The organism is Streptomyces lancefieldiae, from assembly GCF_031845825.1.
In the GTDB taxonomy this organism is placed as follows: domain Bacteria; phylum Actinomycetota; class Actinomycetes; order Streptomycetales; family Streptomycetaceae; genus Streptomyces; species Streptomyces lancefieldiae.
Genome location: NZ_JAVRFH010000297.1, coordinates 1 through 477, shown reverse-complemented (window position 1 = coordinate 477; position 477 = coordinate 1). Strand labels below are relative to the sequence as shown.

General features: G+C 69.2%; 1 protein-coding gene. It reads right to left on the bottom strand.

Features of this window, described 5'->3' with window-relative positions; all coding sequences use genetic code 11:
• On the bottom strand, positions 1-380 hold a 380-nt coding region (locus RM812_RS42220; RefSeq protein WP_311586326.1), incomplete at its 3' end, for a methyltransferase domain-containing protein.
• Positions 381-477 lie beyond the last annotated feature (97 nt).

Sequence of the window (477 nt, the reverse complement as noted above, 5' to 3'; positions counted from 1 at the left end):
AGCCAGCGGGGGAAGTGGTCGGTGTGGCCGGGAATCCACTGGAGCGCGGAGGTGGAGACGATCAGGCCGTACGTCTCGGTGGGCGTCCAGGTCGCCGCGTCGGCCGCCACGAAGTCGAGCTGGGGCGGGCGAGCGTGGGCGGCGGCTTCGGCGAGCATCTGCGGGGAGCTGTCGTAGCCGGTGATACGGGCCTGCGGCCAGCGGTCGGCGAGGAGGGCGGTGACGTTTCCGGCGCCGCAGCCGAGGTCGGCGATCCGGGGTGCGGGGTGGCCGGGGAGGTCGCCGATCCGGGCCAGCAGGTCCTGGAAGGGGCGGGTGCGGTGGTCCGCGTGGCGCAGGTACTGCCGCGGGTCCCAGGTGGGTTCGGGAGGGGGTGTCATGGGGAACAGGATCACGCCCGCAGTATCTTGATGTCAAGACACTTGAATTCAAGAGACTTCATGTCGACAGACCCTCTACACTGATCCACATGGAGGA